The organism is Kitasatospora sp. NPDC048407 (assembly GCF_043200475.1).
In the GTDB taxonomy this organism is placed as follows: domain Bacteria; phylum Actinomycetota; class Actinomycetes; order Streptomycetales; family Streptomycetaceae; genus Kitasatospora.
The window spans coordinates 195849-220319 of sequence record NZ_JBICXW010000013.1 but is presented as its reverse complement, the minus strand read 5'-3'; the positions used below and the strand labels follow the sequence as shown (position 1 = coordinate 220319).

General features: G+C 71.1%; 24 protein-coding genes and 1 rRNA gene. 17 read left to right on the top strand and 8 right to left on the bottom strand.

The window, feature by feature from the left end; all coding sequences use genetic code 11:
- Window positions 1-982, bottom strand: a 16S ribosomal RNA gene (locus tag ACGFWJ_RS23955); the annotation flags it as partial.
- Window positions 983-1636: 654 nt separating this feature from the next.
- On the opposite strand from ACGFWJ_RS23955, the gene ACGFWJ_RS23950 reads away from it, so the two are divergent.
- The gene (locus ACGFWJ_RS23950) at window positions 1637-2026 is read left to right on the top strand and encodes a hypothetical protein (RefSeq protein ID WP_392952946.1); all 390 of its coding nucleotides are present in this window, start codon (window positions 1637-1639) and stop codon (window positions 2024-2026) included.
- 39 nt (window positions 2027-2065) lie between these two features.
- Here the strand turns inward: ACGFWJ_RS23950 and ACGFWJ_RS23945 are convergent, their stop codons facing one another.
- Entirely contained in the window at window positions 2066-2509 is a 444-nt protein-coding gene (locus tag ACGFWJ_RS23945; protein ID WP_392952944.1) for a hypothetical protein, read from the bottom strand.
- Window positions 2510-3292: 783 nt separating this feature from the next.
- Here ACGFWJ_RS23945 and ACGFWJ_RS23940 point away from each other — a divergent pair.
- The 4 genes from ACGFWJ_RS23940 (at window position 3293) to ACGFWJ_RS23925 (ending at window position 6621) form a co-directional block, all read left to right on the top strand.
- Window positions 3293-3625 (top strand): hypothetical protein, encoded by a 333-nt coding sequence (locus ACGFWJ_RS23940; protein WP_392952941.1) that lies wholly within the window; start codon window positions 3293-3295, stop codon window positions 3623-3625.
- 334 nt (window positions 3626-3959) lie between these two features.
- Entirely contained in the window at window positions 3960-5141 is a 1182-nt protein-coding gene (locus ACGFWJ_RS23935; protein ID WP_392952939.1) for a glycosyltransferase, read from the top strand.
- Window positions 5142-5499: 358 nt separating this feature from the next.
- Window positions 5500-6183, top strand: a complete 684-nt coding sequence (locus tag ACGFWJ_RS23930; protein WP_392952936.1) for a DUF1707 domain-containing protein — start codon at window positions 5500-5502, stop codon at window positions 6181-6183.
- 69 nt (window positions 6184-6252) lie between these two features.
- On the top strand, window positions 6253-6621 hold the full coding sequence (locus ACGFWJ_RS23925; protein WP_392952934.1) for a tetratricopeptide repeat protein: 369 nt from the start codon (window positions 6253-6255) through the stop codon (window positions 6619-6621).
- A 7-nt stretch (window positions 6622-6628) separates the two neighbouring features.
- Here ACGFWJ_RS23925 and ACGFWJ_RS23920 read toward each other — a convergent pair whose 3' ends face one another.
- Entirely contained in the window at window positions 6629-6937 is a 309-nt protein-coding gene (locus ACGFWJ_RS23920; RefSeq protein WP_392952931.1) for a MarR family transcriptional regulator, read from the bottom strand.
- Here ACGFWJ_RS23920 and ACGFWJ_RS23915 point away from each other — a divergent pair.
- Window positions 6927-7154, top strand: a complete 228-nt coding sequence (locus ACGFWJ_RS23915; RefSeq protein ID WP_392952928.1) for a VOC family protein — start codon at window positions 6927-6929, stop codon at window positions 7152-7154. The genes ACGFWJ_RS23920 and ACGFWJ_RS23915 overlap by 11 nt on opposite strands.
- A 29-nt stretch (window positions 7155-7183) precedes the next feature.
- On the top strand, window positions 7184-7801 hold the full coding sequence (locus ACGFWJ_RS23910) for a DUF6629 family protein (RefSeq protein ID WP_392952926.1): 618 nt from the start codon (window positions 7184-7186) through the stop codon (window positions 7799-7801).
- Window positions 7802-7838: 37 nt separating this feature from the next.
- On the opposite strand, the gene ACGFWJ_RS23905 is transcribed toward ACGFWJ_RS23910, so the two are convergent.
- Entirely contained in the window at window positions 7839-8705 is an 867-nt protein-coding gene (locus ACGFWJ_RS23905; RefSeq protein WP_392952923.1) for a polysaccharide deacetylase family protein, read from the bottom strand.
- A 95-nt stretch (window positions 8706-8800) separates the two neighbouring features.
- On the opposite strand from ACGFWJ_RS23905, the gene ACGFWJ_RS23900 reads away from it, so the two are divergent.
- A complete protein-coding gene (locus ACGFWJ_RS23900) occupies window positions 8801-9904 on the top strand; it encodes a calcium:proton antiporter (RefSeq protein ID WP_392952920.1) in 1104 nt (367 codons plus the stop codon).
- 109 nt (window positions 9905-10013) lie between these two features.
- On the opposite strand, the gene glmS is transcribed toward ACGFWJ_RS23900, so the two are convergent.
- Together glmS and ACGFWJ_RS23890 are read right to left on the bottom strand one after the other, a co-directional pair.
- Window positions 10014-11855, bottom strand: coding sequence for a glutamine--fructose-6-phosphate transaminase (isomerizing) (gene glmS, locus ACGFWJ_RS23895; RefSeq protein WP_387863538.1), 1842 nt, complete (start codon window positions 11853-11855; stop codon window positions 10014-10016).
- 48 nt (window positions 11856-11903) lie between these two features.
- Window positions 11904-12209 carry a hypothetical protein gene (locus ACGFWJ_RS23890; RefSeq protein ID WP_392952917.1) on the bottom strand — a complete coding sequence of 102 codons (306 nt, stop codon included), beginning with the start codon at window positions 12207-12209 and terminating at the stop codon, window positions 11904-11906.
- Window positions 12210-12277: 68 nt separating this feature from the next.
- On the opposite strand from ACGFWJ_RS23890, the gene ACGFWJ_RS23885 reads away from it, so the two are divergent.
- The 9 genes from ACGFWJ_RS23885 to ACGFWJ_RS23845 all read left to right on the top strand — a co-directional run bounded on the left by ACGFWJ_RS23885 (window position 12278) and on the right by ACGFWJ_RS23845 (window position 23205).
- Window positions 12278-13360, top strand: a complete 1083-nt coding sequence (locus tag ACGFWJ_RS23885) for a winged helix DNA-binding domain-containing protein (protein WP_392952914.1) — start codon at window positions 12278-12280, stop codon at window positions 13358-13360.
- 85 nt (window positions 13361-13445) lie between these two features.
- The gene (locus ACGFWJ_RS23880) at window positions 13446-14063 is read left to right on the top strand and encodes a hypothetical protein (protein ID WP_392952911.1); all 618 of its coding nucleotides are present in this window, start codon (window positions 13446-13448) and stop codon (window positions 14061-14063) included.
- A 199-nt stretch (window positions 14064-14262) separates the two neighbouring features.
- Window positions 14263-15369 carry a hypothetical protein gene (locus ACGFWJ_RS23875; RefSeq protein WP_392952908.1) on the top strand — a complete coding sequence of 369 codons (1107 nt, stop codon included), beginning with the start codon at window positions 14263-14265 and terminating at the stop codon, window positions 15367-15369.
- An 85-nt stretch (window positions 15370-15454) separates the two neighbouring features.
- Window positions 15455-16894, top strand: coding sequence for a pyridoxal phosphate-dependent decarboxylase family protein (locus ACGFWJ_RS23870; protein ID WP_392952905.1), 1440 nt, complete (start codon window positions 15455-15457; stop codon window positions 16892-16894).
- 106 nt (window positions 16895-17000) lie between these two features.
- On the top strand, window positions 17001-18332 hold the full coding sequence (locus tag ACGFWJ_RS23865) for a GNAT family N-acetyltransferase (protein WP_392952903.1): 1332 nt from the start codon (window positions 17001-17003) through the stop codon (window positions 18330-18332).
- A 221-nt stretch (window positions 18333-18553) separates the two neighbouring features.
- The gene (locus tag ACGFWJ_RS23860; RefSeq protein WP_392952900.1) at window positions 18554-19810 is read left to right on the top strand and encodes a MurT ligase domain-containing protein; all 1257 of its coding nucleotides are present in this window, start codon (window positions 18554-18556) and stop codon (window positions 19808-19810) included.
- Between the two features lie 293 nt (window positions 19811-20103).
- Window positions 20104-20832 carry a type 1 glutamine amidotransferase gene (locus ACGFWJ_RS23855; protein ID WP_392952951.1) on the top strand — a complete coding sequence of 243 codons (729 nt, stop codon included), beginning with the start codon at window positions 20104-20106 and terminating at the stop codon, window positions 20830-20832.
- Window positions 20833-21110: 278 nt separating this feature from the next.
- On the top strand, window positions 21111-22136 hold the full coding sequence (locus tag ACGFWJ_RS23850) for a 6-phosphofructokinase (protein ID WP_387642254.1): 1026 nt from the start codon (window positions 21111-21113) through the stop codon (window positions 22134-22136).
- 73 nt (window positions 22137-22209) lie between these two features.
- Window positions 22210-23205, top strand: coding sequence for a 2-hydroxyacid dehydrogenase (locus ACGFWJ_RS23845; RefSeq protein WP_392952897.1), 996 nt, complete (start codon window positions 22210-22212; stop codon window positions 23203-23205).
- Between the two features lie 34 nt (window positions 23206-23239).
- Here the strand turns inward: ACGFWJ_RS23845 and ACGFWJ_RS23840 are convergent, their stop codons facing one another.
- Window positions 23240-23845, bottom strand: coding sequence for an HAD-IA family hydrolase (locus tag ACGFWJ_RS23840; RefSeq protein ID WP_392952894.1), 606 nt, complete (start codon window positions 23843-23845; stop codon window positions 23240-23242).
- A complete protein-coding gene (locus ACGFWJ_RS23835) occupies window positions 23842-24273 on the bottom strand; it encodes a hypothetical protein (RefSeq protein ID WP_387863508.1) in 432 nt (143 codons plus the stop codon). The genes ACGFWJ_RS23840 and ACGFWJ_RS23835 overlap by 4 nt, the downstream gene beginning before the upstream one ends.
- Between the last annotated feature and the right edge of the window lie 198 nt (window positions 24274-24471).

The following is a 24471-nucleotide window of genomic DNA, read 5'->3' as shown; positions in this document are numbered from 1 at the left end:
GTTTCCGGTGTATGTCAAGCCTTGGTAAGGTTCTTCGCGTTGCGTCGAATTAAGCCACATGCTCCGCTGCTTGTGCGGGCCCCCGTCAATTCCTTTGAGTTTTAGCCTTGCGGCCGTACTCCCCAGGCGGGGAACTTAATGCGTTAGCTGCGGCACCGACGACGTGGAATGTCGCCAACACCTAGTTCCCAACGTTTACGGCGTGGACTACCAGGGTATCTAATCCTGTTCGCTCCCCACGCTTTCGCTCCTCAGCGTCAGTAATGGCCCAGAGATCCGCCTTCGCCACCGGTGTTCCTCCTGATATCTGCGCATTTCACCGCTACACCAGGAATTCCGATCTCCCCTACCACACTCTAGCCTGCCCGTATCGAATGCAGACCCGGGGTTAAGCCCCGGGCTTTCACATCCGACGCGACAGGCCGCCTACGAGCTCTTTACGCCCAATAATTCCGGACAACGCTCGCACCCTACGTATTACCGCGGCTGCTGGCACGTAGTTAGCCGGTGCTTCTTCTGCAGGTACCGTCACTTGCGCTTCTTCCCTGCTGAAAGAGGTTTACAACCCGAAGGCCGTCATCCCTCACGCGGCGTCGCTGCATCAGGCTTTCGCCCATTGTGCAATATTCCCCACTGCTGCCTCCCGTAGGAGTCTGGGCCGTGTCTCAGTCCCAGTGTGGCCGGTCGCCCTCTCAGGCCGGCTACCCGTCGTCGCCTTGGTAGGCCATTACCCCACCAACAAGCTGATAGGCCGCGGGATCATCCTGCACCGCCGGAGCTTTCCACCCACTCCCATGCAGGAGCAGGTCATATCCGGTATTAGACCTCGTTTCCAAGGCTTGTCCCAGAGTGCAGGGCAGATTTCCCACGTGTTACTCACCCGTTCGCCACTGATCCACCCCGAAGGGCTTCACCGTTCGACTTGCATGTGTTAAGCACGCCGCCAGCGTTCGTCCTGAGCCAGGATCAAACTCTCCGTGAATGCTTTCACGAAAGAGCGGCACAGCAACCACCGGAATAGGGCGGTCCTGCGCACTGCGTCCTCGCTAGTGTTACTTCATAAAGGAATCTCCAACCGATCCAGTAGGACCGGCCGGGGATGTCAACATATCTGGCGTTGACTTTTGGCACGCTGTTGAGTTCTCAAGGAACGGACACTTCCTTCGAGCCGCATTCCTGCGGGCCCTCCGGGCATTCGTTTCAGTGTTACTGCGTTCTTTCGTGTTTCCAGCTTATCAGACGTTTTCCGCTCCGTCTTCCGGAGTTTCATTCGATCTGACTCGCTTTCGTCTTCCCGACCTGACGGCCCGTCCGACGTTTCAAACTCTAGCCGATCCCCGCTCCGAAAAGCGAATCCGCCGCAATCTCCGAAAACGCGCACAGCAAATACGAACGGAGACGCGAAAAGGACGCGACCCGTCACGGATCAACTGGGTGGTTCTCAGGGATTGGCCGCCCCGGGACCGTCCACACAAGCTGCGTGTCCGGTGCTCCCTGTCAAGCGGCTGGTGAACAGTACTCCAACTCCGCGCCCAAGACAAACGCCCACGACAGACGCCCCGGCCAGGATGGCAGCTGGACCTCAGCGGGCACCGCCACGCTGACGGCGGAACTCAACGAGGAATGCGAGCTGCTCGTGACGAACGGCGTCCTGCCCACCGACCTGGTCACCCGCAACCGCCAGGTCGCCGAGGCCGCACTCCGCCCATGGGCCCCGGCGTTCACCCACGGCGACGTACAGCTCGCGCACGTCTCCCTCGACGGCGACGGCGACGGGGCCACGGGCACCGTCGACCGATCGGAGGCGGGCCAGGGCCACCCACCTGTACGACCCCGCCACCTTCACCCTCGGACATCGGGACGACCTCGCCAACGTCCGGCCGGCTACGGCACCGACGTCGACTTCAACCTGATCCACACCTGGTGGTCACTGCGAAGCCTGCTCGCAGTCCGCGGGCTGGTCGACCCAACTTCGACCCTCTACGCGCCGGGCTGCGAGGTCGACGTACCGCGATCCCGAATGTGAGACCGGGATGTGAGACCGCGCGGAGCGACCCCCGGCCGCTCACCAGGACGCAGGGAGCCTCCGACGCCGACACATCGCTTTCTGCCACCGCCGGGCACACCGCAGCGCCAGCCCGGCCCCCACTCCGACGACCACCGGAGCTTCGACCAACACCACAATCGTCGCCCCCGTACGAGCCCCGTCCGGAAACACCGGAACGAAACCCCCGGCCGCGGCGGCAAACATCGCCTCCCCCATCAGGAAGACCGCCGCCGCACTCCCCGCACTCACCAGCGGCAGCCACGCCTTGAGATACCCGAGCTGAACACCGAGCAGGAACCCACTGCCCACAACCACCACGAGCAGAGCCGGCGGCGCCCCCATGACACCGGCGATCGCCGGAACCAGGTAGGCCAACGCCGTGAACACAGCCCAGGCCGTCGACCAGCAGTGCAGGTGATCGCGACTGCGAGGCCGCCCGCTCCCGCCCTCCGACTCCACCATCGGTCCCCCTGCCGCTCCCGGGCGCGCCGGCTGCCCACCCTTCGCCCGCGCCAATCGTCGCACACTATTTGAACGCGTTCATTCCTGCGCCAAACCCCTACAGGCTGCCACCGAACTCGCCACCCGACACCAGGAGTTGCACCGAGCCGTCGGGGCAGCCAAACAGACCCGGCGGCCAGGCCTCGGCCGAAACACCGGCCATCCGAGCAAGACACTCGAGCAACCCGCAGCTCGGCATGGACCCCCACCATCAGGCTCCGACGAAGGCCAGGCCCAGCCTCCGCCGATCCAGTACCTGCATCAACCTCACCGAATCCGGACGCAGCAACTTGTGGGTAGCGGCCAGGAGTTCGGCGACCCGATCAGGCGATCCCTACGCGATCGGACTGCCGGTCGGCAGTCGCGCCGTCGGACTGGAACTGGTCACCGCCTGACACAACGCCACTCTCAACCTCGCCAGGTCCACGCCGGCGGACGTGAGGGCCATCCTGGTCCGGTCGGAGAGGGGCCGCGCCCCCACAGCCGCGCAGTCTCCGTTCACCGGCGGGCCGGCAAGCCCGGCGACCGGGCTCGGCCGGCGGGTACCGTACGCGGCCGCCGAGAGGATCCCGAGACAGCCACGGCACCTCAAGCCCCCTGGCCGACCTCCCTCGCCCCGCTGCACCCCTTTGCCCTTCGCGTACGACGCTATCGAGTGACAACAGCAGAGCGCCGTCAAATCTAGGCCCGGGCCGGACTGACCCTGGTGGCTCACATCCCTACTCGACGATGGTGAGACACCCCATGACCGCCCTGAAGAACCCAGTCCGACTTGTTCTTGCCGCCTGCACAGCACTCACGCTGGTGACCGGAATCGCCACGGATGCCCACGCCGCCACCGGCGACTTCACCTACACCGACATCGACGGAGAGGACCACACACTCGTCGACCCGCCGAGCGGCGAGTGCATCAGCTTCGGCCTCCCCGTGACCGGCGCGGACAACGAAACAAACGTCACGGCGACCGTCTACGAGAACACCGACTGCAGGGGCGTGCCCCTGGACATGCTTCCGCCCAAGACCGGAATGTCCTGGGGAGGCACCCTCCCCAATGCCGTCCGGTTCAACTTCTTCTGAAACCCCCACCATTGAGCAAGCCTCGCACCCGCCGCCTTCAGCGGTGACGGTCGGGCGGCCGCACGCCCCGCAGCCGCCCGACCGTCCCCACCCCCGAACTCGGCCGGGCCGCAGGCAACCTGCCACCGAACGCGACAACGTCGAACGGGCGACGGGACTCCGCCCCGGCGTCCCGCACCGACCTGCACCCGGGTGACTCGGTCGCAGTGATCGACCCGGTCGGAAAGCACGCAGCCACCCGCCCGACCAAGCCACGGGCTCCACGGACGCAGGGTCGGGGCGCAGGTCGAAAAACCGGTCCCGCCCGACGCCCCGGCTTCCCTACGCTCGGGCCATGCGCGTACTTTTCACCTCACCTGCGGGAACGGGCCACTTCACCCCACTGACACCCTTCGTCGACGCCTGCACGGCCCGCGGCGACGAGGTCCTCGCCGTGGTCCCGCCGCCACTGGCGCAGCTGCTCACGGAGCGGGGCATACCGTTCCGAACGGGCGCAGCGCCGGATCCGACCGCGACGGCGGCGATCCGTGACCGCCTGCCGCGCGCGTCCCGCGAAGAGGCGGCGGTGCTGGTCAACTGCGAGCTGTTCGGCCGGCTGAACACCGAGGCGATGCTCCCCGCCCTCGAGGAGGCATGCCGCGACTGGCAGCCGGACCTGGTGCTGCACGACCCGTGCGAGTACGCCTCTGCGGTGGTCGCCGAACGGCTCGGCATCCCGCACGCCCAGGTGGCGACCTCACCGGCCCGGATCGAGGCGTACTCACTCGACCTCGCGGCGCCAGTACTGGCGTGCTACGAACCGCAGTTGGTGGACCGGCTGAAGGCGACGCCCTACCTGACACGCTTCCCGGCCTCGCTGGACCCGTCCCCATACGCCGCCACCCGCCGCTTCCGCGATACGCCCCGACCGGCCACCGCACCGGCGGCCCTGCCCAATGAATGGCGCACGGACGACCGCCCTCTTGTCTACGTCACCTTCGGCACCGTGTCGGGAGGCATGCCGGCCGGCGCCGCCGCCTGCCGAACCGCGGTGGAGGCCCTGTCGGGACTCCCGGTGCACGTCCTGCTCTCCGGCGGCCGGGCCACCGATCTGTCCGACCTCGGCCCGCTGCCGGACAACGTCCACGTGGAGGAGTGGGTCCCCGGCCCGGACGTGCTGGCCGCCGCATCGGTGGTGGTTTGCCACGGGGGCTCCGGCACCACCTACGGCGCACTGGCGGCAGGCACGCCGCTGGTCGTCATGCCACTCTTCGCCGACCAGCCCACCAACGCCCGACTCGTCGAGGACTCCGGCGCCGGCCTGGCCGTCTTCCCCACCGGCGGCCCGGCAGACACCATGGGCCTGCCCGGCCCCGCCGACGTCCCCCGCCTGCGCGCGGCCGTCGAGACCCTCCTCGCCGAACCGTCCTACCGGGAGGCGGCGGGCCGGATCGCCACCGAAATGCGGACCGCGCCCACGGTCCACGAGACGCTCGCCGCGCTCACGGCCGATGCCGGCGCCAACCTCTGGGGCTGACGGGCGAGATCATCTCCCATCGATGACCCCACCGATCAACATCGATCACAGTCGATCACCGCCACGAGATCATCTATGCAGAGACAATCCCCGCATAGATGATCGCGCCCGGCAACCCGGAGAACACCCCCACCCTCCCACCCACCCCCGACACGACATAACGCGACACCCAGCACCCGCCCCACCCGGCGCTCGCCCCACACCCACAACACCCGCACCCCCAAATCCACTTGGCCACCACACCCGCCCCCCCACCCCCGACCACCCTGGCGGAAACACCTATCGCGATATATCGTGTCTCTACCCGCGCCCCCGGCCCCACCGCGGGAAGACCTTCGCCAAACCCAGGACGGGAAGCATGCCCGGAGAGATCTCGCCCGCCGGAAAGCCCACCGGCTCCACCACCACACAGCCCGAGTTGCGGGCCTCGCACGCGGACCGGGACCGGGTGGCCGACATCCTGCGGGTCTCGGCGGGCGATGGTCGGCTGACCGCCGAGGAGCTGGACGAGCGCCTGGAGGTCGCCCTGTCGGCCCGAACGGTCGGCGAACTGGCTGCACTCACGGCCGACTTGCCGCCCATCTCGCTCTCTGCCCACGGGGTGGCGGCGGAGGTCAAGGATGTCCTGCGGATCGAGCAGAAGTGGAGTCGGGTCGAGCGGGTGGGGCGCTGGGTGGTGCCGCGCCGACTGGAACTCGACCTGGAGTGGTGCGACGTGACGCTCGACTTCACGCAGGCGGTGATCACGCAGGACACCCTGCGGATCGACCTCGACATGCGCGGCAAGACCCTGACGCTGATCGTCGCACCGGGCATGGTGGTCGACACCGACGCCCTGATGCTGGAGCACAGCAGAGTCAGGAACCGCCAGACCCCGGACCCGACCGCACTCACCGCACCGACCACGCTGCGCGTGGAGCTGGTCGGCCGGAAGAACTTCGGCCGCGTCGTGGTGCGCCGCCCCCGCCGGACGACCGGCCGCTGGTCGCTGCGGAGGCACTCGGCCCTGCCCACCTCCGACTCGACAAGGTCCTTGAATTAAGCGGACCTTGACCTTCCATCAGCCGGAATCCCAAGCCCGCCGCACCACGTGCCACTACGCTCGGACGCGGTGCACGCCGGCCCCGAACTCCGGCCCCAGGCCTCCGGCCCCGGCCAGCGGATCGGTTCCGCCGGGCGTGCAGGGCATGGGTGCCGTGACGGCGCGTACGTATGGTCCTGTTCGGTCGCACGACAGCCGCGGGGTTTCGGTGAGGACACGTATCTGCGCACCCGGCACCCCGACCACACCGACGTCTACCAGGCACGCAGCCGCCTGGCCCACGCCCACGGACGGGCCGGACAGCACGCTGAGGCCGCCGCGCTCCTCGAACGTCTCCTCGCCGACGTGCTGCGCCTCAACGGCCCCGACCACCCGGCAGTCCCCCACCTGCGCGCCGAAGCCGAACGGGCCCGGGCGGAGGCCGACAACACGCGATGACGACGGCTCAGGGCACACGCAACCGCAGCAACAGCCCGTGCAGGGTGGCGCGTTCGGCAGCGCTCAGCGGCGCGAGGACGGCGTCCTGAACCTCCCTGGCCAGCGCGTCGAATTCGGCGCGGCGGGCGGCCCCGGCAGGCGCGAGGGTCAGAACCAGGCGGCGACGGTCGGCGGCGTCGCGGGTGCGGTCGAGCCAGCCTGCGGCCGCGAGTTGGTAGGCGGCCTTGGCGAGATCGCTCGGGTCGAGGCGCAGCCAGGTGGCGAGGTCGCGCTGGGTGTGCGGGCCGAAGTCGGCGAGGGCGGCGATGGCCGCCACTCTCGGCACCGCCCCGGCGCCCGCCGGCGCTCCCCATGCCGACACCGGCATGTTCGTCTGCCGGGTGGCGGACGTGGACGCGGCGTACGCGTTCTGCCTGGCCAACGGCGCGGCGTCCGTGCTGCCGCCGATCGACCGGCCGGAGTGGGGGCCGACGCTGCGCAGCGCCCATCTGCGCGACCCGCAGGGCACGCTGATCGCGCTTCAGTCGTACTGATCGCGGCGGCCGCTCAGTAGGCTGGCGGGGTGTGCTGGAGCGCCGGAGCCGATCTGCTCGTCGGCAGCGCCGTCTCGGCGGTCGGAGTCGCCACGGTGCTGCACGCAAGGACGAGGAGTCAACTACCTCTGGCCGCACTGCCGTTGTTACTCGGGGTGCACCAGCTGGTGGAGGCGGGCGTCTGGTCGGGCTGGGCGTGGGCACGCACGGTGTGGGCGGTGATCGCGCTGCCGCTGCTGCCGGTGTACGTGCCGGCGGCGGTGTGGTGCGCGACCGGCCGCCGCTCGGCGGCCTGGTTCACCGCCCTGGGCGCGGCCGTCGCCGTCCCGCTGGCCGTTGCCCTGGCCCGCCACCCGGTGTCGGCGCACCCGCACGGCCACACCCTCGACTACGCGATCGGCGTCCCGGCCGCCGCCCTGCTGCTGGCGGGCTACCTGGCCGCCACCGTGGGCTCGCTGCTCTGCTCGGGCGACCACCGGCTGCGCCGCCTCGGCGCGGTCCTCGGCGCGGGCGCGCTCGTCTGCGGCCTGCTGTGGCGGCTGGCGTTCGTCTCGACCTGGTGCGCGCTGGCCGCCGTCGCCTCCGTCCTGCTCTACGACTGGGCCCGCCGCACCCGCGCCAACTCCGCTCCCCCGCAGCGTCGATGAGCGCCGGCCGGACGAGCTCGACGCACGTGACACCCGGTCAGTCCGACAGCCGGACGAACCGTCGGCCCGCGTCCACCAGCCGGGGCAGCGCCTGCGCGTAGCCGGGGCCGGTGCCCGCGTCGGGGTGGTTGAAGTGGCTGATCACCACCGCCCCGGCGGGAGCCGCGGCCACCGTCTGCGCCACCTGCGAGGCGTTGAACGTCGCCCCGCCGTCGCCGTTGACCGCGAACCCGGCCACCCGCTCGCCCAGTTCGCCGACGATCCGCACCGCGATGTCGTCGTAGTGCGCCGTCCCGGAACGGAACCAGCGCGGCGGCTTCCCCAGCAGCCCGGCCAGTTTCGCCTCGTTGTCCGCGACCTCCCGGTAGGCGGCCTCGGCGTCGGCGGTGCCGGTGATGCCGTACGCCGAGCGGCCGGTGACGGACAGCGGGCGGTGCGCGGTGCCGTGGTTGCCGAGTTCGAACAGCGGGTCGGCGGCCAGTTCGCCGAACGGGCCGGGGTTGGCGTCGATCCAGCGGGCGTTCAGGAACAGCGTGGCCGGCACCCGGTGCCGGCGCAGGGTGTCGATCAGCGCCGCGTCGTAGCCGTCCCCGCCGGGGCCGCCGCAGGCGTCGAAGGTCAGCGCCAGCGCTCCGTCCGGCACCTGGGCCACCACCCCGGGCAGGTCGGTCCCCCACTGGGTGGGCCGCTGCCCGGCGTACCGGGCGACCACCTCCTCCCGACTCGGCGGCGCCACCCCACCGGACGGGCTCGGCGGCGCCACCGCAGCCGACCCGGCAACGGACGGGGACGCCGGCGCGACCGCCGGCGCGACCGCCGCCGGGACCGCCGGCTCCGAGCGGGCATGGGCGCACCCCGTCGCGAGTCCGAGGGCCGCTGCCAGTACCGTCCGCCGTCCGACCATCGCGCCGCTCCTCACTGTTCGTCACCATCCGTCGTGGCCACCGCCACGAGTGTCACTTCCGGGCCGGGCAGGTGCCATCTGCGAAGCTCGGCCGTATGGCTGCTCCCACTCGACCGCTCTATCTCCAGTGGACGACTATCGCCCCGGTGATGGCGTTCCTGCTGCTCCTGGCGACCTGGCACCGAGAACTTCCGTGGCCGGTGGTGGCGCTGGTGGCGATCTTCCTCGCGGTGTCGGTGGTGGCGGCCGTGCACCACGCGGAGCTGATCGCCCATCGGGTCGGCGAGCCGTACGGGTCACTGGTGCTGGCGGTCGCGGTCACGATCATCGAGGTGGCGCTGATCGTGACGTTGATGGCGGACGGTGGCGACAAGAGCGCCGGCCTGGCGCGGGACACCGTGTTCGCCGCCGTGATGATCACCTGCAACGGGATCCTCGGACTGTCGATCCTGGTCGGCGCGTTGAAGTACCGGAAGGCAGTGTTCAACGCCGAGGGCACCGGCGCGGCGCTCGGCGCGATCGCGACGCTGGCGACGCTGAGCCTGGTGCTGCCGACGTTCACCACCTCCACGCCGGGCCCGCAGTTCAACCCCACGCAGCTGGCGTTCGCGGCGACCGCGTCGATCGTCATCTACGGCCTGTTCGTGTCGACCCTGACGATCCGTCACCGGGACTTCTTCCTGCCGGTCAACCCGGCGGGCGAGGTGATCGACCCGTCGGACGAGCACGCGGAGCCGCCGTCCAGGAAGCAGACGCTGATCAGTGTCGCGCTGCTCTCGCTGGCGCTGGTGTCGGTGGTGGGCCTGGCCAAGGGCGTGTCGCCGACCATCGAGCGCGGGGTGGAGTCCGCGGGGCTGCCGAACGCGGTGGTCGGTGTGGTGATCGCGCTGCTGGTGCTGCTGCCGGAGTCGATCGCGGCGGTCCGGGCGGCGGTCCGCAACCGGGTGCAGATCAGCCTCAATCTGGCGCTCGGCTCGGCCCTGGCATCGATCGGGCTGACCATTCCGGCGGTCGCGGTGGCCTCCACCTGGCTGAGCGGCCCGCTCGAACTCGGCCTCAACGCGTCCCACATGATCCTGCTGGCGCTGACCATCGCGGTCGGCACCCTCACCGTCATCCCCAAGCGCGCCACCCCGCTCCAGGGCGGCGTCCACCTGGCGATCCTCGGCGCCTACCTGGTCCTCGCCGTCAGCCCGTGAGGCGGAGAAGAGACGGCGGCGGGTGCACCACGCACCCGCCGCCGTTGCCGTTGCCGTTTCCGTTTCCGTTTCCCGACTGCTTACCGACGGCTTCCCGACTGCCGAAACGTCACTCCACAGTGACGCTCTTGGCCAGGTTTCGGGGCTTGTCCACGTCCCGGCCGAGGGCCACCGCGGCGTGGTAGGCCAGCAGCTGGAGCGGGATGTTGAGCAGCAGCGGGTCGAGTTCCGGCTCGCTCTTCGGGACCACCACGCAGTGGTCGGCGAGCTTCGCCTCGATGGGCCGGTGCGCGACGGCCAGCACCCGCCCGGAGCGGGCCTTGATCTCGCCGAGCGTGGTCAGGTTCTTGTCGAGCAGCTCGTCGTCCGGCACCAGCGCGACGGTCGGCAGTTCGGGGCTGATCAGCGCCAGCGGTCCGTGCTTCAACTCGGAGGCGGGGTACGCCTCGGCGTGCACGTAGGAGATCTCCTTGAGCTTCTGCGCGCCCTCCCGCGCCACGGGGTAGCCGCGCACCCGGCCGATGAACATCATGCCCTGGCTCTCGGCGTACTCGGCGGCGAGCTTCTCGATCTCCGCCTGCTGTTCGAGCACCTCCCGGATCTGCTCGGGCAGCGCCTTCAGCCCGGCGACGATCCGCCGACCGTCGGCGGGCGACAGGTCGTGGATCCGGCCGAAGTGCAGCGCCAGCAGCGCGAACGCCACCACGGTGGAGGTGAACGCCTTGGTGGAGGCGACGGAGATCTCGGGTCCGGCGTGCAGGTAGATGCCGCCGTCGCACTCGCGGGCGATCGCCGAGCCGACGGTGTTCACCACGCCGAGCACCCGGCCGCCCTTGCGCTTGATCTCCTGCACCGCGGCCAGCGTGTCGTAGGTCTCGCCGGACTGGCTGACCGCCACGTACAGGGTGTCCGCCTCGATCACCGGGTTGCGGTAGCGGAACTCGGAGGCCGGCTCGGAGTGCGCGGGGATCCGGGCCAGCTCCTCGATCAGCTGCGCGCCCATCTCGCCCGCGTAGTACGCCGAACCGCAGCCGAGGATCTTCACCCGGCGGATCTCCCGCAGCTCCCGGGCGTCCAGGTTCAGCCCGCCCAGGTGCGCGGTGGAGAACCGCTCGTCGAGCCGGCCGGACAGCGTGCGCTCGACGGCGCCGGGCTGCTCGTGGATCTCCTTCAGCAGGTAGTGCGCGTAGCCGCCGGTGTCGTACGAGCCGATCTCCCAGTCAACGGTGGACGGCTGCCGGGTGACGGTCCGGGCATCCTCGGTGAAGGTCCGGAAGCCGTCGGCGCGCACCGTCGCCAGCTCGCCGTCCTCCAGGTGCACCACCTGCCGGGTGTAGCGGACCAGCGCGGAGACGTCGGACGCGGCGAACATCTCCTTCTCGCCGATGCCGAGCACGATCGGACTGCCGTTGCGCGCGACCACGATCCGGTCGGCCTGCTCGGCGTCCAGCACCGCGATGCCGTACGTGCCGACCACCAGCTTCAGCGCGGCCCGGACCGCGTCCTCCAGCTCGCCGCCGTCCGCGCGGTGCGCGGCGATCAGGTGGGCCAGCACCTCGGTGTCGGTCTCCGAGCGGAACACGGCGCCGTCCGCCGCCAGCTTGGCGCGCAGCTCGTCGGCGTTCTCGATGATGCCGTTGTGCACCACCGCGATCCGGCCCTCGTTGTCGGTGTGCGGGTGAGCGTTCTCGTCCGAGGGCACGCCGTGGGTCGCCCAACGGGTGTGGCCGATGCCGACGCCGCCCTTGAACCGGGCCGGCACCGCCGCCGCCAGGTCGGCGACCCGGCCCTTGACCTTGCACACCTTCAACTTCGCCGGGACGGACTTGGTGGCGGGGGCGACGACCGCCACGCCCGCCGAGTCGTACCCGCGGTACTCCAGTCGCTGCAGGCCCTCCAGCAGGAACGGGGACGCGTCCTTGGGGCCGATGTAGGCCACGATTCCGCACATGACGTGGACTCCTGGTGGTTCGAGGGTTGTCTGTGGAGTGGGGCCCGGTCAGCCGTAGACCATCCGCCGGAGCTGGCGCACCGACAGCTGCGGCGCGGCCACCCGGCGGGCGGTCAGCTCCGCGCCGACGCGGGCGAAGATCCGATCGTTGGTCAGGCCCCTGGCCTGCAACTCACCGTGGCGGCGGCGGACGTACTCCTCCGTGGTCTCGGAGAAGTACGCCAGCACCTCCGCGACGACCCGCGACGCCTCTCCGGGGCCCAGCGCAGTGGTCCGGGCGAGGTGGGCGAGCAGGTCCTCATGAGGGTGTGGTGAGGCAGGCACGTTCGGTGAGCCTAGGCGTGAAGTGTCCATTTGCCAAAGATCTTGCCCGATTTCGGGCAGGACAGCGAGCTGACGCACCCCGCGTATACGGTGACGGCATGCGCGCACTGGACGACGAACAGGTACGGGCCCTGCGCACCAGGGGGCAGGGCATCGGCGGCGGCGTCACGTTCCGCACCGCCGTCGAGGCCGTCGAACGGGTCGTCGGCGTCCAGGCCCAGGACGCCCGGGCCGGCACGATCGGCATCGGCGTCAGGACCCGCGACCTCACCGCCGCCGACGTCCGGCTCGCCCTGGAGCAGGACCGCACGCTGCTGCGGAGCTGGTTCCTGCGCGGCACCCTGCACACTGTCACCACCGCCGACCTGCGCTGGCTGCTCGCCCTGCTCGGCCCGCACTTCCTGCGCCTGAGTGCCCGCCGCCACCGCGAACTGGGCCTCGACGAGGGCCGCTGCGAGCGCGCCGAGGCGGTGATCATGGACACCCTGGCCACCCACGGCCCGTCCACCCGCGCCGAACTGACGGACCGCCTCGCCGCGGCCGGCCTCCCGTCCGACGGCCAGGCGCCGTTCCACCTGATCCGCCGGACGGCGCTGCGCGGCCTGATCTGCTACGGCCCGGTCCGGAACGGCACCGACACCTTCGTCCCGCTCGCCGACTGGGTCCCCGACGCCCCCGAGGGCCCCACCGGCGACGCCGCCGTCACCGAGCTGACCCGCCGCTACCTGCGCGCCCACGGGCCGGCCACGCCCGAGGACTTCGCGGGCTGGTCCGGCCTCCCCGTCACCGCCGCCCGACGCGCCTGGCGGACCCTCGACACGTCCGGCGAACTCCTGCGCGTCCGGGTAGGCGACCAGGACTGCGCGCTCCCCGCCGACCGCGCCGCCGAACTCGGCCTCGCCCCGCTGCCCGCCCCCGACGTCCGGCTGCTGCCCGCCTACGACAACTACCTGGTCGGCTACCGCTCCACCGCCCTCTCCGTACCCGCCGCCCACGAGAAGCGGATCCGCCCCGGCGGCGGCCTGATCCGCGCCGCCGTCCTCGCCGACGGACTCGCCCACGGCACCTGGACCTTGAGCCGTGGCCAGGCCGACATCGCCCTCTTCGCCCCCTCCCCCCACCTCGCCGAGGGCATCGCGACCGCGTCCGCCGCCCTCGCCCGCTTCCTGCACCGGAAATGACCGAACGGACGCCCCCACCACCGTTGCCGTACAGTGCGCGTCCAATCCGTCCGATGTTCCGACTCCGCGTCAGAGGACCTTCCCCATGCGCACGTTGGACACCTCCTCCCGCCTCCCCGTCCGGGTCACGCTCGCGGTGATCACCCCGATCGCCCTGCTGGGCCTGGGGGCGCTGTCCGCCGACCCCGACTACGCGCGGCTCGGCGATCCCGCCCGCCTGGCGGTGCTGGCGGGCTCGGTACTCGCGCTGGTCCTGCTCCGGGCCGGCTGGCGGCGGACCGTCGGCGGCGCGCTGCTCGGCCTCGTCCTGCTCGCCCTCTCCGGCAGCATCTTCTCGGACGAGCTCCTGCAACTGCGCGGTGAGCGCACCGAGCTCGTGGTGACGGCGGCGCAGCGCGGCGACGACCTGGTCTGCGTGCTGCGCCGGGCGGACGGGACGCCGCTGCCGCACGACGTGCTCCACGACTGCGTGCCCCCGGCGCAGCCCGGCCCGGCCACGCCGTACCTGGTGGACCCGGCCGGTTGGGTGCCGCCCGCGTACGCGGACGACAGCCGCCTCGCGGGGCCGTGGTTCGGCCCGGCCGTGCTGACGGCGTTCGCCGGGCTCTGGGTCCGGGTGGCGCTCGGCGCCGGTCGTCGGCGCCCGGACGAGGACGGCGTGCGGCGGTACGCGGGCGCAACCGATCGGCTCCGCGGCGCGTAGTCGGATGCGACGGCCGAACGGGTGAGTGGGGACGCACCCGGGGTGGGGGGCCGTCGTTGAGGGACGGTGCGCAGCGCGCGTCCGGGTGATGGTGGCCGGGCGCTTGCATCCATTGGCGGTGTCCGGTCGGGGTTTCCGGTGGTCACCGCGCAGGATGGGCCGCGTACTGTCCGTGTCGATTCCAGGGGGACCGTCCGTCATGCAACCGCGTGTGTTCGCCGTCGTCACCGCCGTCCTGCTGGCCGCGCTCGGCCTCGGGTCGGTCCTGGTCATTGATTGGGCGCCCAAGCCCGCCAACGCGGCCGCCTCGCCCTCCGGACCGGGCGGCGGCACCGCCGCCGGGCCCGGCACCGCGTCGTCCTCCCCCACCGGCGACCCGGCGGTGTGGACCCGGTCCACGCTGCGCAACAAGCTGATGGCCGAGATGGACGCGGGCGACCCCGGCGTCGCCCTCGCCGACCTGGACAGGATCACCAAGGACAAGCCGTACACCGTGCGGTTCTGCCACCCCGTGGCGCACGAGCTCGGGCACGCCGCCGTGAAGCGCTACCACCAGGACTTCCAGAAGGTCATCTCGTTCCCGCACGAGACCTGCGCGGCCGGCTACCTGCACGGCGCGGTCGAGGAGATGCTCGCCAACTCCCAGGACCCGCAGAGCGACATCCTCACCCTGTGCGCCCCCGCCAACAAAGGCCCCTGCATCCACGGCGTCGGCCACGGCATCATGTTCGTCACCAAGCAGGACATCCCCGCCGCCCGCGCCCTGTGCGACAAGTTCCCCTCCCAGAACCGCCGCATCACCTGCTCGGAGGGCGTCTTCATGCAGCTCTTCGCCCCGGACGAGGAGGACGAGAAGGCCAAGGCCAACCTCCCCGCGGACAAGCTCGCCGCCGACCCGCTCTACCCCTGCCCCGAGCAGCCCTCCCTCTACCAGTCCGCGTGCTTCTTCTACGCCCCCACCTACTTCCTCTCCTCGCACGACTACGCCAATCACCCCGAAACCTTCGCCCAGGCCCTCCAGTGGTGCCTGAACGCGAAGGCCAGTGGCGGCGAGAACGACTGCTCCCGCGGCGTGGGCTCGCGCACCATGAAGTACAACCTGGACCGCGAGGACTGGGCCGCCCAGCAGTGCGCCACTGCGAAGGACGCCTGGCAGCGCAAGGCCTGCGCGCAGGGGCTGGTCAGCTACTACACCGTCAACTACACGGACGACGGCGCAGCCGGGCGCCTCTGCGCGAAGATCACCGACAAGGAGATCCAGGGCTACTGCCGCTCGGCAGGTGGGCTCTCCAGCACGCTTGACTGAAACGGTGCGACGCGCAGGTGGGCGCGAAACCAGGTGCCCCCACGCGCCCCTGGCGGTGCTTCCCTTCCCCTTACCATTCCGCCTCATGAACGACGACTTCAGAAGTGCCGCTCAGGCCGCCGCGCAGCTGGTGGCCGACTACCTCGACGAACTGCCCTCGCGCCCGGTGTGGCAGCCGATGGACCCGGCGGAGCGGTCCGCGTTGCTGGAGTTGGAGCTGCCGGAGGACGGGGCGGGGTTCGCGGAGCTGCTGGAGACCGTTGAGCGGAAGATCATGCCGCACCCGATGGGCAACGGGAACCCGCGGTTCTTCGGGTGGGTGAACTCCTCGCCGCAGCCCGCAGGGATTCTCGCCACGCTGGCCGCGTCCGCGATGAACCCGAGTTCCGCGGGCGGCGACCACGCCGATGTGCACCTGGAGCGGGCCGTGGTGCGGTGGATAGCCGAGCTGGTGGGGTTTCCGCACCCGGCCGGTGGCGGTCTGCTGACCTCGGGGACCTCGATGGCGACCATCGTCTGTCTGGCGGCGGCCCGTAACCGTGCGGCGCGGAACGCCGGCTGGGACGTCCGGGAGGACGGTCTCGCGGGGATGCCGCCGCTGGTGGGGTACGTCACGGGCGAGGCGCACAGCTGTGTGCGCAAGGCGGCCGAGCTGCTCGGTCTCGGGTCGAAGCACCTGCGGGTGGTGGAGTCGGACGCCGACGGCCACCTGCGCCTGGACAGCCTCGAGGAGGCCGTCGCCGAGGACCGTGCGGCGGGCCGGCTGCCGTTCCTGGTGGTGGCGTCCGCGGGGACGGTCGGCACCGGCGCCGTCGATCCGTTCGAGCCGATCGCGGACCTGGCCGCCCGCGAGGGCCTGTGGTTCCACATCGACGGCGCGTACGGCGCGTTCGGGGTGCTGGACCCGCAGATCTCGCACCGCTACGCGGGACTCGAGCGGGCCGATTCGCTCGCGCTGGACCCGCACAAGTGGCTGGGGGTGCCGGTGGACTGCGGGTGCGCGCTGGTGCGGGACGCGCAGGAGTTGCGGGGCACGTTCAGCCTGGTGCCGTCGTACTTGCGGGACGAGGAGGCGGGCGGTCTCGGCTGGTTCTCGGAGTACGGCACGGAGCAGACCCGGCCGTTCCGTTCGCTGAAGGTGTGGGCGTCGATCGCGCTTCGCGGCCGCTCGGGGGTGGCCCGGGACATCGCGCACTGCACGGGGCAGGCCCGGCGGCTGGGCGAGTGGGTGGAGCAGGACCCGGAGTTGGAGCTGCTGGCGCCCGTCGAGACGTCGATCGTGGCGTTCCGCCTCCGTCCGGCCGGTCTCGGCGAGAAGGAGGTCCAGCAGCTCAACTCCGTTCTGCCGGTGGCGATCCAGCAGCGCGGCCGGGTGTTCGTGACCGGCGCGGTGTACCGGGGGCAGGAGATGCTGCGGGCGTGCCTGCTGAACTCCGCGACCACGGACGCGGATCTGCGGCTGCTGCTGGACGAGGTGAAATCGGCCGGCGCGGAACTCCTGGACCGGGGCCGCACGTCCAAGTGATCGCGGGAGCGGATCAGCGCCGATCCGACGGGGGCCCGCGCAGACATTAACCGTCGGGTCACGGGGGGTTCGTGATCGTGAAACAGCGGAGCGCCACCATTCAGGCATGGATGACAAGGCGTACACCCACAGAACCGGTAAATCGCACCGTTGGCGCCGGGAGACGGTCGAGCTCGCGGCGGTCTTCGCCGCGGTCGCGGCCGCCGACCTGGTCGCCAATGTGGTGGTGCACGGGCACGACGGGCCGGTGCTGCTGCTCGCCTCCGCGGCGGCGATGCTCGGCACCGCGCTGTTCCGGGGCTGGCTCGCGCACCGGCATCCGCCCGGTCCAGCGGCCCTCGCACCACCGGGCGGACCCGAAGTGAGTTCAACGGATGAGCCGACCGCGCTGTGGCGGCTGCGGACCAGCGTCGCCGACGAGCCGGGCAGTCTGGCCCGGGTGTGCGCGGCGCTGGCGGAGCGGCGGGTGAACATCCTCTCGATGCAGGCGCACCCGCTGCCGGACTGCACGGTGGACGAGTTCATCGTCCGCGCGCCGGCCTCGCTGGCCCGGGCGGAGCTGGTGGCGGCGGTCGCGGCGGGCGGCGGCCGGGAGATCTGGACCGACCGGGCGGACGCCCACGAGCTGGTGGACGTGCCCCGGCAGGTGCTGGCGCTGGCCACCCGGACCGCGCTGGACGCGGCGGAACTGCCGCTCGCGCTGCGGCAGTTGTTCGGGCGGGCGGCGATCCGCCAGTACCCGGGCCGGGGCCGGGCGGTGCAGCCCGGCGTGGACGGGCACCTGATGCGGCTGCCGCTGCCGAACGGGGACCTGTTGGAGCTGTCCCGGCCGAATCTACCGTTCACGCCGACCGAGTTCGCCCGGGCCCGGGCCCTGGTGGAGCTGGACGCCGTACTGGGCCCGCGGGTCCCGCAGGTCGAGGCGCGGATCAGCCGCCCGGCGGGGGACGACCTGACGGTGCGCCGGGCCACGCCGTCCGACAAGGACGCGGCGGTGGCGATGCATGCCCGGTGCTCGCCGGAGTCGCTGCGCCGGCGCTACCACGGGCCGGTGAAGGACGCCGACCGCTACCTGGACCACCTGCTGGACCCGCGGCACGGGCAGACCCTCGCGGTGGAGACCGCGCAGGGCCGGCTGGTGGCGCTGGCGCACCTGATGTGGGACGACGAGGGCGCGGAGATCGCGCTGCTGGTGGAGGACGCCTGGCAGCGCCGGGGCCTGGGCGTGGATCTGGTGCGGCGGATGGCGGCGCTGGCGCTGGAGGCGGGCGTGGGCACGGTGTACGCGGTGACCACGGCGGCGAACACCGGGCTGATCTCGACCATGCGCCGGCTGTCGGCGCCGCTGGACTTCCAGGTGGAGGACGGCACGGTGGTGATCACCGCGCACCTGCTGGAGGCGGCGGAGAAACTGCCCGCGCCGTGGGCGGCCCGCTGACGGTTCGTCGGGCCCGGTGGTGGAGCGTCGCCTTCCGCCGCCGGGCCGCTCGCGGCCGTCCCCGGGCCGGTTGTGGCACGGTCCTGTCCGGGCGCGGCGCGGGCCGGTAAGTTGCCCCTGCTCAAGTGTGCGGGCGGGAGTCGGTAGGCTGAGTGCGTCCCTGCCGCCCGTGGGTCGTCGAACGGCCCGGGCGGTGCCGCTGCAAGGAGGAACCCCTGAGCATGCCAGGCACCGATTCGGAAGCCGCGCGCGACGCCTCGCTGCCCGCCCGCGCAAAGATCGCCGTGACGGCCGGCAAGATGGCGGCCGCGCTGTCCCAGAAGGCCGGACGCGGCAGCGGGTCGGTGATCGGCGGCAAGGTGGCACTCAAGCTCGACCCGGATCTGTTGAAGACCCTGGCCGAGCACCTGGACGTGGTCCTGGTCAGCGCCACCAACGGCAAGACCACCACGACCCGGCTGATCGCCGAGGCCCTCAAGGCGGCCGGCCCGGTGGTCTCCAACGCCCTGGGCGCGAACATGCCGGCCGGTATCACCGCGGCGCTCGCGGGCGGTACCGACGCCAAGTTCGGCGTCATCGAGGTGGACGAGAAGTACCTGCCGATGGTCGCCCGGGACACCCGGCCGAAGGCCATAGCGCTGCTGAACCTCTCCCGCGACCAGCTCGACCGGGCCGCCGAGACCCGCATGATGGCCGAGAAGTGGCGCGAGGGCCTGAAGGACACCGAGGCCGTGATCATCGCCAACGCGGACGACCCGCTGGTGACCTGGGCCGCCTCGTCCTGCAAGAAGGTGGTCTGGGTGGCCGCCGGGCAGGCGTGGAAGGAGGACGCCTGGTCGTGCCCGTCGTGCGGCGGTGTGATGCAGCGTCCGGGCGACGACTGGTTCTGCGGCGAGTGCGGTTTCCGCCGCCCGAACCCGCACTGGGCGCTGCAGGGCACCCACGTGATCGACCCGCACCGCGGTGCCTGGCCGATCCAGCTCCAGCTGCCGGGCCGCGCCAACCTGGCCAACGCCACCAGCTCGGCGGCGGTCGCCGCGGTGTTCGGCGTGGCCCCGCAGGTCGCGCTGCAGCGCATGGAGTCGGTGGCCGCGGTGGCCGGCCGCTACGACGTGGTGCAGTACCGCGGCCGGGACATCCGGCTGCTGCTGGCGAAGAACCCGGCCGGCTGGCTGGAGACCTTCTCGCTGATCGACGGTCCGCCCGCGCCGGTGATCCTGTCGGTGAACGCGATGGACGCCGACGGCACCGACACCTCCTGGCTGTGGGACGTCGACTACGAGCGCCTGGCCGGTCACCCGATCTTCGTGATGGGCCAGCGCAAGCTCGACCTGGCGGTCCGCCTCGAGGTCGCCGGCCTGCAGTTCCAGGTCGTCGACTCGCTCGCCCAGGCGGTGGACGCCGCCCCCGAGGGCCGTATCGAGGCGATCGCCAACTACACGGCGTTCCAGCAGCTCCGCAAGGCCGTGGTGGCCTGATGAGCGACCAGTCCTACCAGCAGTACGGCCAGCAGCCGTACGGCGAGCAGCAGTTCGGCGAGCAGCAGTTCGCCGAGCACCAGCAGCAGTACGGGCAGCAGCACTACGGCGAGCAGCAGCAGTACGGCGGGCAGTCGTACGGCGAGCCGCAGTACGACCAGCAGCAGCAGTACGACCAGCAGCCGTACGGCGAGCAGCAGTTCACCGGCCGGCAGCAGGGGTTCGACGAGCCGCAGCAGCAGTACGGGGGCGATGCGCCGGAGGCGGCGCCGAGGTACGGGAGGTCTTCGAGGATGAGTGAGAGCAGCCTGCGGGTGGTCTGGGTGTACCCGGACCTGCTGTCCACGTACGGCGACCGCGGCAACGCGCTGGTGGTGGAGCGGCGGGCGCAGCAGCGCGGTCTCGGGGTGCAGCGGATCGACGTGCGCTCCGACCAGTCGGTGCCGACCAGTGGTGACATCTACCTGATCGGTGGCGGTGAGGACCGTCCGCAGCGCCTCGCGGCGGAGCGGCTGCGCAACGACGGCGGGCTGGTCCGGGCGGCCGAGAACGGTGCGATCATCTTCTCGGTCTGTGCGGGTTTCCAGATCCTCGGCCACGAGTTCGTGAACGACCTCGGCGAGCGCGAGGCGGGCCTGGGCCTGCTGGACGTGTGGACCACCCGCGGCGAGGGCGCGCGCTGCGTCGGCGACGTGCTGGCGGAGGTGGACCCGGCGCTGGGTCTGCCGCAGCTGACCGGGTTCGAGAACCACCAGGGCGTCACGCACCTCGGTGAGGGCGTCAAGCCGTTCGCCAACGTGCAGGTCGGCCGGGGCAACGGCACCGGCGACGGCACCGAGGGTGCCTGGCGCGACACGGTGTTCGGCACCTACCTGCACGGTCCGGTGATGGCCCGCAACCCCGGCGTCGCCGACATGCTGATCAAGCTGGCGCTGGACGTCAACGCGCTGCCGGCGGCCGACACCACCTGGTACGACGCGCTGCGCACCGAACGGATCGCCGCGGCGGCCCGCCCGGCGTAGCCGCCGGCTGTTGACTCGGTGGACGGCTGACCGCCATGTGGTCAGCCGTCCCCGGCGGAACAACTTCATAGGAGAATAAGGAGAGCCCGGGCGCAACACCCTCCTCGGCGGTCGGGTCGCAGTTACGTGTGGTGCGTCGAGGAAGCCGCCCCCGCGTCGGTTTCGGCCCGGCCGGACGCAGGAACCGTATGCTGTGCAGCAGGTCCGATTCGGGCGCTATGCCCGATTCTCAACCACCAGTCCGGCCGTCCGAATCCTGCTCGGGAGTTGGCAAAGCAATGCGTATTGGTGTCCTGACCAGTGGCGGTGACTGCCCCGGCCTGAACGCCGTCATTCGTTCCGTGGTCCACCGGGGGGTGGTCGATCACGGCGACGAGATCATCGGGTTCGAGGACGGCTGGCGCGGTCTTCTGGAGGGCGTGCACCGCCCGCTGACGCTGGACTCGGTGAGCGGAATCCTCGCCCAGGGCGGCACGATCCTCGGCTCCTCCCGGGTCCAGCCGAGCCACCTGCGCGACGGCGTGGAGCGCGCCAAGCGGTACTGCGCGGACCTCGGCATCGACGCGGTGATCCCGATCGGCGGCGAGGGAACCCTGAAGGCCGCGAAGCTGATGAGCGACGCGGGCCTGCCGGTGGTCGGCGTGCCGAAGACCATCGACAACGACATCGCCTGCACCGACGTCACCTTCGGCTTCGACACCGCCGTGTCGGTGGCCACCGAGGCGCTCGACCGGCTGAAGACCACCGCCGAGTCGCACCAGCGCGTCATGGTGGTCGAGGTGATGGGCCGCCACACCGGCTGGATCGCCCTGAACGCGGGCATGGCGGCCGGCGCGCACGCCATCGTCGTCCCCGAACGCCCCTTCCACATCGACAAGTTGACCGATGTGGTGCGCGAACGCTTCGACCGCCAGAAGAAGTTCGCGATCGTGGTGTGCGCCGAGGGCGCCAAGCCCGAACCCGGCACCATGGCCTGGGAGGAGGGCACCAAGGACATGTACGGCCACGAGCGGTTCACCGGCATCGCCACCCAGCTCTCCCGCGAACTGGAGTACCGCCTCGGCAAGGAGGCCCGCCCGGTGATCCTCGGCCACACCCAGCGCGGCGGCACCCCGACCGCCTACGACCGCGTCCTCGCCACCCGCTTCGGCTGGCACGCCGTCGAGGCCGCCCACAAGGGCGCGTTCGGCCACATCACCGCACTCCAGGGCACCGACATCCGCCTGGTGCCGCTCGGCGAGGCCGTCGCCGAGCTGAAGACGGTGCCGTCCGACCGCTACCTGGAGGCCGAGACCGTCATCTGACGGTCCGTCAACTGCCGTTCCGGGGGCGCGTCGTGGTTCACCACGGCGCGCCCCCGGCGATAGCCTTCGCCGCATGGAGATCCTCGCCTACGGCGTCCAAGCAGACGAACAGCCGCTCCTGGAACAGGCCTTCGCGGGCCGGCACTCCCTGCGCACCCTCGCCGTGTTCCTCAACCGCGACACCGCCCCGCTCGCCGCCGGCTACCCGGCCGTCAGCAGCAGCGTCAACGACGTCCTCGACGCCGAGACCCTCTCCGTCCTCGCCGCCGGCGGCACCCGACTGGTCGCCCAGCGCTCCACCGGCTTCAACAACATCGACCTCGACGCCGCCGCCGAACTCGGCCTCACCGTCGCCCGGGTCTCCCACTACAGCCCCTACGCCGTCGCCGAACACGCCTGGGCACTCGCCCTCGCCGTCAACCGCCGCCTCGCCCGCGCCGCCAACCGCTCCCGCGAGTTCGACTTCCGCCTCGACGGCCTGATGGGCCGCGACATCCACGGCATGACCGTCGGCGTCATCGGCACCGGCAAGATCGGCGAATGCTTCGCCCGCATCGCGGCCGGCTTCGGCACCCACCTCCTCGGCTGGGACATCGCCCCCAACCCCGCCTGCCTCGACCTCGGCATGCACTACACCGAACTCCCCGAACTCCTCACCCAGGCCGACCTGATCAGCCTCCACGTCCCCCTCCTCCCCGCCACCCACCACCTCATCGACGCCGCCGCCCTCGCCCGCATGAAGCACGACGCCATCCTCGTCAACTCCAGCCGCGGCGGCCTGGTCGACGCCGTCGCCCTCGTCGAAACCCTCCGCGCCGGACGCCTCGCCGGCGTCGGCCTCGACGTCTACGAGGAAGAGACCGGCGTCTTCTTCACCGACCGCTCCATCCACGGCATCACCGACGACACCCTCGCCCGCCTCATCACCTTCCCCCAGGTCCTCGTCACCAGCCACCAGGCCTACTTCACCCACACCGCCGTCGGCCAGATCATCGACGCCACCGCCCGCAACATCGACGACTTCGCCGCCGGCCGCACCAACGAGAACACCCTCGTGCCCAGGGCCTGACCCGCGAGAGCCCGGGTCTGCGGGCGCGGCAGACTCAATCACCGAAGAGGCGCCGCAGTTCGGCGACGGTCCGCCCCGGTTCCGTGGCATGCACCGTGGTGAGGCCCAGCGCGGCGGCAGGCGCCAGATGCCGCTCGGTGTCGTCGACGAACACGCACTGGTCGCCGGGCAGATCGAGCAGGTCGAGGACGACCCGGAAGATCTCGGGCTCCGGTTTGCGCAGACCGTGGTCCTCGGAGATCACCACGGCGTCGTACTCCAGGTCGTACCCGGCGTAGAGGTCCCAGGGCGCCCTGCCGACCGAATTCGACAGGATGCCGATCTTCACCCCGGCGCGGCGCACTTCGGCGACCACGGCGATCAGGGACGCCTCCGGGCGCAGGTCGGCGAAGATGCGGCCCATCAGGTTCTCGGCCGGGACGCCGAGTCGCGCCGCGGCCTCGGTGTTCCACTCCGCCTGGGTCAGCGCGCCTCTCTCCAGCTCCTCGGTGTGACGGACCATCTCCTGGTCCAGGTAGAGGGAGTTGATCAGGGCGCCCTCCGGTAGCCCCGCACGCTTCTCGAAGGCAAGTGCGGCGGCGGCCGGCGGAGTCGTCAGCACCCCGCCGAAGTCGAGGACGAGGCCCTTGAAGGAGGTCATGAACGGGCCTTCAGTGGGCCGGCGAACGACTTGCGCAGCGAGGACGGCGCCGCGACGGGGAGCAGGGAAGCCAGCAGCTTTCCCTTCAAGGTGGCGGGCTCCCTGGTCAGTTGAACGTCGACACGCGTTCCGTCGCCCTCGGGAGTCATGCGGAAGATCCACCCGCCTCCCGGCCCGAAGAGCTTGGAGTCGAGAGTGCGGATGGTGACCGTGTCCCCTCCGGGCTCCCACTCGTAGCGGGCGCGTTCCCAGGCGGCGGCGGTGCCCTCGGTCACCTCGGCCCAGCCCTCTCCCGTGCCGTGGACCTCGAAGTGTTCCGCGTCGATGGTGGGCCACGCAGCGGAGCGGGCGGGGCTGAAGTCGGTGAGGACGGTCAGCACCTCGGAAGGCGTCAGTGAGGAGACGAGATGGAAGTTCACAACGGTCATGGATCATCCTCCACGTACGTGGACAGGGCGGGTCGTGCCGCAGTCAGGGGTCGGTGGCGGGCTGTGCGGGCAGCGCTACCTGGTCGGGCTCCACTCTGGCGGCCCTGGAAGGTCGGTGTCGTCCGTCAGTTGACGGCCTGATGTGGCGTAGGTCGTGGTACCCAACGGCCTGCCGCCTGCTCGGGCGGACTCCCCCGC